The sequence below is a fragment of the Rhizobacter sp. P3_B12 genome (genome assembly GCF_056402895.1).
Genome location: NZ_JBFUGN010000331.1, coordinates 1 through 5,936, shown reverse-complemented (window position 1 = coordinate 5,936; position 5,936 = coordinate 1). Strand labels below are relative to the sequence as shown.

Here is a 5,936-nt window from a genome sequence, read left to right as displayed (position 1 = left end):
CGGCCGGACTGGGCCGCGGTGCAGGGCGGGCATCGGCCGCGCGCGACGCTGCCGGGCTATCCGTTCCAGCGGGAGCACTACTGGCAAAACTTCGAGCCTCGCAGCGGCACCGCGACGGCCGGCAGCGCACTCGGTGCGACCCGCGTGCCGCACGCGCTGCTCGGCGGCGTGGTCGCGAGCCCGCTGCCGATCTTCCAGGCGACGATCGGCCTCGGCGACCAGCCCTGGCTGGCCGACCACCGCATCTTCGATTTCACGCTGTTCCCGGCAACCGGCTTCCTGGAGCTGATGCAGGCCGCCGCGCGCGAGGTGAGCGGTGGCGACGACGTGCGGCTGCAGGACCTCGCGATCCGCGAAGGCCTGGTGCTGCCGGAGCAGGGCGGCGTGACGCTGCAGGTGGTCGTGACGCCGGCCGACGCGGTGGCGCCCGACGCGCAGACGGTGCAGGTGTTCAGCCGCGCCGCCGATGACGCAGCCTGGCGCCTGCATGCGAGTGCCACGCTGCTGCCCGGCCGCGGCGATGCGCCGGCGGTCGGCGAGGCGTGGCGGCTGGCCGGTGCGCCGGCGCAGCCGGTCGAGCCGTACTACGACAAGCTCGCCGCGCAGGGCGCGCATTACGGGCCGGCGTTCCGCGGCATCACGTCGATCGCGCGCGACGGCACCCAGGTGCTCGGCCGCGTGCAGTTGCCGGCCGCGTTGTCGACCGCCGACCTGGTGCTGCACCCGGCGCTGCTCGATGCCTGCCTGCAGCTGATCGGCCTCGGCCTGCCGTGGGCGGATGACCCGCTCGGCAGTGACGACATCTGCGTGCCGGTCGGGCTGGCCGGCTACCGCGTGTTCAGCGGTGGCGTCGCACAGGCCTGGTGCCAGGTGCGCGTGGAACCCGCCGGGCGCAAGGCCGATGTGCTGCGCGCCGACCTGACGCTGCTCGATGACGACGGTCGTGTGCTGGCCGAGTTGTCCGGGCTGGAGCTGCGCCGCATCACGCACGAGGCACTGCAGCGCGTGGCCGGCATGCCGGCTGCGAGTGCGGTGCCGGACTGGGCCTTCGAGACCGACTGGCGCGCCACGCCGCTCACCGAGGCGCGCAGCGACACGCCCGGCCGCTGGCTGATCCTGGCCGACCGCACCGGCGTCGGTGCCGGCCTCGCGACGCGGCTGAAGGCCGAGGGCGCGGGCGTCGCGCTGGTCTACCGCGGCGATGGYTTCGCGGCGCTCGCCGAAGGCTGGCAGGTCGATGCGGCCGACAGCGCGCAGATCCGCCGCGCGATCGACGAGGCCGCGCAGGCCGACCCGCGCCCGCTGCAGGGCGTCGTCGTGCTGTGGGCGCTGGTGCCGCCGGTCGCGCAGACGCTGGAGGCGATGGAGAACGCGCAGGCGCTGCTGCTCGGCAACCTGCTGCACGCGGCGCAGGCGCTCGGCGATTCGAGCGCGCGGCGCTGGCTCGTCACGCGCGGCGCGCAACCGGTGCAGGGCTCGGTGCCCGACCTGGTGCAGGCCACCGTGTGGGGCCTGGGCGGCGTCGTCGCCTCCGAAGCCCCGCTCGCGCGCTGCGTGCGCATCGACCTCGACCCGGTCGTGCGCGCCGACGAAGCCGAGCTGCTGTTCGCCAGTGTCTGGCAGGCCGATGCCGAAGACCGCGTCGCGCTGCGCGACGGCACGCGGCTGGCCGCGCGCCTGGTGCCTGGCGTCTTCGTGCCCGATGACCAGCCGCTGCGCCTCGAGATCACCGAGCGCGGCTCGCTCGAGAACCTGGCGCTGCAGCCGGTGCCGCGCGAGGCGCCCGGCGCCGGACAGGTCGAGATCCGCGTGTTCGCGACCGGGCTGAACTTCCGCGACGTGCTGAACGCGCTCGGCATGTACCCCGGCGACCCGGGCCCGCTCGGCAACGAATGTGCCGGCGTGATCACCGCGGTCGGCGCCGGCGTCGATGACCTGAAGGTCGGCGACGAGGTGATCGCGATGGTGGATCGCAGCTTCGCGACCTGGGTGCTCGCGCCGGCCTCGCTGACGGTGCTGAAGCCGCCGCAGATGAGCTTTGCCGAGGCCGCGACCATCCCCGTGACCTTCCTGACCGCCGAGTACGCGCTGAAGCACCTGGCCGGCATCAAGAAGGGYGACCGCGTGCTGCTGCATGCGGTGACCGGCGGCGTCGGCATGGCGGCCGCGCAGCTCGCGAAGCGCGCCRGCGCCGAGATCTTCGGCACCGCCGGCAGCCCGGCCAAGCGGGCGCTCGCGCAGCGGCTCGGTGTGCAGCACGTGGCCGATTCGCGCTCGCTGAGCTTCGTCGACGACATCCGGCGCGACACGAACGGCGAGGGCGTCGACATCGTGCTGAACTCGCTGGCCGGCGATTTCATCCCCGCGAGCCTCGGGCTGCTGAAGCCGGGCGGCCACTTCATCGAGATCGGCAAGACCGGCATCTGGGACACCGCACGCGTCGCCGACGAGTTCCCCGGCCGCCGCTACCACCCGCTGTACCTCGGCGAGATCGCCGCGGCGCGGCCGCTGTTCGTGCGCGAGATGCTGCAGGAGCTGCTGGCCGATTTCGCGACCGGCGTGCTGCAGCCGCTGCCGCAGAAGTTGTATCCGATCGAGCGCGCCGAGGAGGCGTTCCGCTACATGGGCCAGGGGCACCATGTCGGCAAGATCGTCGTCACGCAGCACCGCGCACCGCCGGTGCGGCCGGACGCGAGCTACCTGGTGAGCGGCGGGCTGAGCGGGCTGGGCCTCGTCAGCGCGCAGTGGCTGGCCGCCGAGGGCGCGCGCCACCTGGTGCTGGTCGGCCGGCGCGCGCCGTCGCCCGAGACGCAGGCGGCGATCGATGCGCTGCAGGCCGGCGGCGTGCAGGTGCTGGTCGCGCAGGCCGACGTGGCTGACACCGGGCAGATGACGCGCCTCGTCACGCAGATCGCGGCGCAGATGCCGCGGCTGCGTGGCGTGATCCATGCCGCCGGCCTGGTCGACGACGGCATGCTGGCCGAGCAGGACATGCGCCGCTTCGCCCGCGTGATGGCGCCCAAGGTGCGCGGCACCTGGAACCTGCACGAACTCACCGCGAACCTCGCGCTCGATTTCTTCATCGGCTTCTCGTCGGGTGCCGCGCTGCTCGGCTCGCCGGGGCAGAGCAACTACGCGGCGGCCAACTCGTTCGTCGATGCGCTGGCCCACCTGCGGCGCTCGCGCGGCCAGCACGCGCTGAGCATCGACTGGGGCAGCTGGTCGCAGGTCGGCATGGCCGCCGGCATCGGCGAGCAGCACCGCCGGCGCTGGGCCGCGATGGGGCTCGGGATGATCGCGCCGCACGACGGCGTCGCGATGATGAAGCAGATGCTCGCGTCGGCACGGTCGCCGCAGATGGCGGCGATGCCGCTGGTGCGCGCGCGGTTGCCGCGCAACCTCGGGCCGTTCTTCAGCGAGCTGGTGCAGGCGGCGCCGGCGCGGGCTGCGGCGCCGGCCGGCGGGGCGCCGCAGGTCGACATCCTCGCGCAGCTGGCACAGGCACCGGTGGAGGACCGGCTCGCGCTGCTGGTGGGTTTCCTGTCGGAGCAGATCGTGCGCGTGCTGGCCCTGCCGGCCTCGCACCAGGTCGACCCGCAGCGCTCGCTGATGGAGATGGGCATGGATTCGCTGATGGCGATGGAGCTGCGCAACCGCATCCAGACGGCGTTGAAGGCGAAGGTCGCGGTGGCGGCGCTGTTGAAGGGGCCGAGCATCGCGACGCTTGCGGCATCGGTGCTGGCGGACACGGCGCTGGCGGCGGGCCCGGCGCAGGCGCCGCAAGCCGCGTTCGAGGAGGGCTCGCTGTGAGCCGTCCGAAACGCGCACGCCTCCCGTCGGCCCGTGCGGCGCTGGGCTTCGCGTTCGCGTTCTCGGCCGTCTGGGCGCTGCTCGAGCTGATCGCCTCGCGCCTGCAGGGCGGCTACGACGTGCTGCAGATCGAGGGCTGCCGCTTCGCGGTGCAGCTCGCGCTGATGGGCGCGGTGTGGGGCTGGCGCAGCAGGACGCCGCTGTGGCGCACCGGCCGGCCGCTCGCGCAACTGGTTCGGTCGGCGCTGATGCTCGCGATCCCGCTGTCGTTCGGTGTCGCGCTGCTGCAGGGCGCATCGCCGCACCTCGCGATGACCGGGCTGTGGGTGGCGCCGGTGTTCGCGCTGGTGCTGGCGCGCGGCTGGCTGCTGTCGAAGGCGCCGCTGTTCGTCTGGATCGCCGCTGCCGCCGGCCTGTGCGCGACGGTCGCGATGCTGGAGCCGGCCCGGCCGACCACCTTGCAGGCCTCGGTGGTGCCCTTGCTGATGGGCCTGGCCTTCGCGGCCTACCTCGTGCTGACGCGCTCGCTGCGGCACGAGCCCGTCATGACCAACCTGTTCTACGTCGGCCTCGGCGGCTTGCTGGGCGTGCTGCCGTTCCTGCCGGGCGTGTGGGTGACGCCCTCGTTGCACGATGCGCTGGTGTTCGCTGCGCTCGGCGTGTTCGGCTTCGTCGCGCTGTGGCTGCTGGAGCATGCGCTGCGCCGCTCGCCGCTGCCGTGGATCGCGCCGGCGCTGTACGTGCACGTGGCCTGCCTGACGGTGGTGTCGCTGGCGGTGCGCGGGCACCTGCCGTCGCTGCGCATCGCGCTCGGGCTGGCGCTGGTCGGCGGCATCGCGTTCGCGCTGTGGCGTGCGGCGGTGGCGCGCGATCTGCCGACACGCCGCGCGCCGATGACCGGCCCGATGGCGCTCGAATCGGCCACCGGCCCGGTGCCGCTGGACGATGAGACGAGGCCCTGACGATGCACCTCGCGCTGCCTGCCTTCGCCTCCTCGTTCGTCCGGCGCGACCCGGGCCGCAGCGCGATGCTGCTGCTCGCGCTGTTCGCGCTGGCGTGGGCCTTCGTCGAAGGCGTGTTCGGCGCGCGGCTGCAACTGCACTACTCGCTGATGCAGGTGGTGTGGTGCCGCTATGCGGTGCACCTGGCCTGCCTGCTGCTGGTGGTCGGGTGGCGGTCACCGACACGGGCGTCGCGGCTGTGGCGCACGCGGCGCGTCGGCTTCCAGCTGTCGCGCTCGGTGCTGATGCTGGTGATGCCGGCGAGCTTCGCGCTGTCGCTCGCGGCCGGCGACCGGGCGGGCACGGTGTGGGCGCTGTTCTGGGTCGCGCCGCTGATGATCATCGGCCTCGCGCGTTTCGCGCTGGGCGAGCGCGTGCCGCGCTGGGTGTGGGCGGTGGCCGCGATCGGCAGCGGTGTCGCGGCCGTGATGGCCGAGCCCTCGCTGCCGCAGTCGCTCGCCGGCGCGGTGCTGCCGTTCGTGATGGCGCTGTCGTTCAGCGTCTACGTCGTGATGACGCGCTCGCTGCGCGACGAGCCGGTGCAGGCCAACCTGTTCTTCACCGCGCTCGGCGTGTTCGCGCTGCTGACGCCGCTGATGCCCTTCGTGTGGGTCACGCCGAACCTGCACGATGCGGCGCTGCTGGTCGGCATCGGCGCGGTCGGCCTGCTCGCGCTGTGGGCGCTGGACCGGGCCTGCGAGCGCGCGCCGGTCGCGCAGGTGGCGCCGACGCTGCATGTGCACCTGCTGTGCATGGCGCTGGTGGAGTGGGGCGCCGCCGGCGAAGCCTTCTCGCACCGCGACCTGCTCGGCGCGGTGTGGATCGCATTGGCGCTGCTGGCACTGTGGTTGTGGCAACCGTCTGCTGAAAGGACCGTCCTCAAGTGACTTCCGTGACCGATCTGCTCTCCGTCCTGGCCGCGCAGGGCGTGCTGCTGTGGTTCGAGGGGAACCGGCTGCGCTTCCGTGCGCCGCAGGGGGCGCTGTCGGCCGAGTTGCGGGCGCAGATCGGCGCGCGGCGCGACGAGGTGCTGGCGGCCTTGCGCGCGCAGGCGGCGCAGCAGCCGCGCAGCGCGCCGCTGTCGCACCCGCAGCAGGCGCTGTGGTTCGTGCACCAGGAGCAGCC

Annotated in this window: 4 protein-coding genes; all 4 read left to right on the top strand. The window is 73.6% G+C overall.

Translation table 11 applies throughout. The features are described from left to right. The coding region (locus AC1D01_RS17550; RefSeq protein WP_477868452.1) for an SDR family NAD(P)-dependent oxidoreductase at nucleotides 1-3,810 on the top strand (3,810 nt) is incomplete at its 5' end. Next, nucleotides 3,807-4,772: a DMT family transporter gene (locus AC1D01_RS17545; RefSeq protein WP_477868450.1), complete on the top strand. Its 966-nt coding sequence runs from the start codon at nucleotides 3,807-3,809 to the stop codon at nucleotides 4,770-4,772. The genes AC1D01_RS17550 and AC1D01_RS17545, both read left to right, overlap by 4 nt. Before the next feature lie 2 nt (nucleotides 4,773-4,774). Further along, entirely contained in the window at nucleotides 4,775-5,698 is a 924-nt protein-coding gene (locus tag AC1D01_RS17540; RefSeq protein WP_477868448.1) for a DMT family transporter, read from the top strand. Nucleotides 5,699-5,703: 5 nt separating this feature from the next. After that, nucleotides 5,704-5,936 (top strand): TubC N-terminal docking domain-related protein (locus AC1D01_RS17535; protein WP_477868446.1); only part of this gene is annotated, 233 nt, incomplete at its 3' end.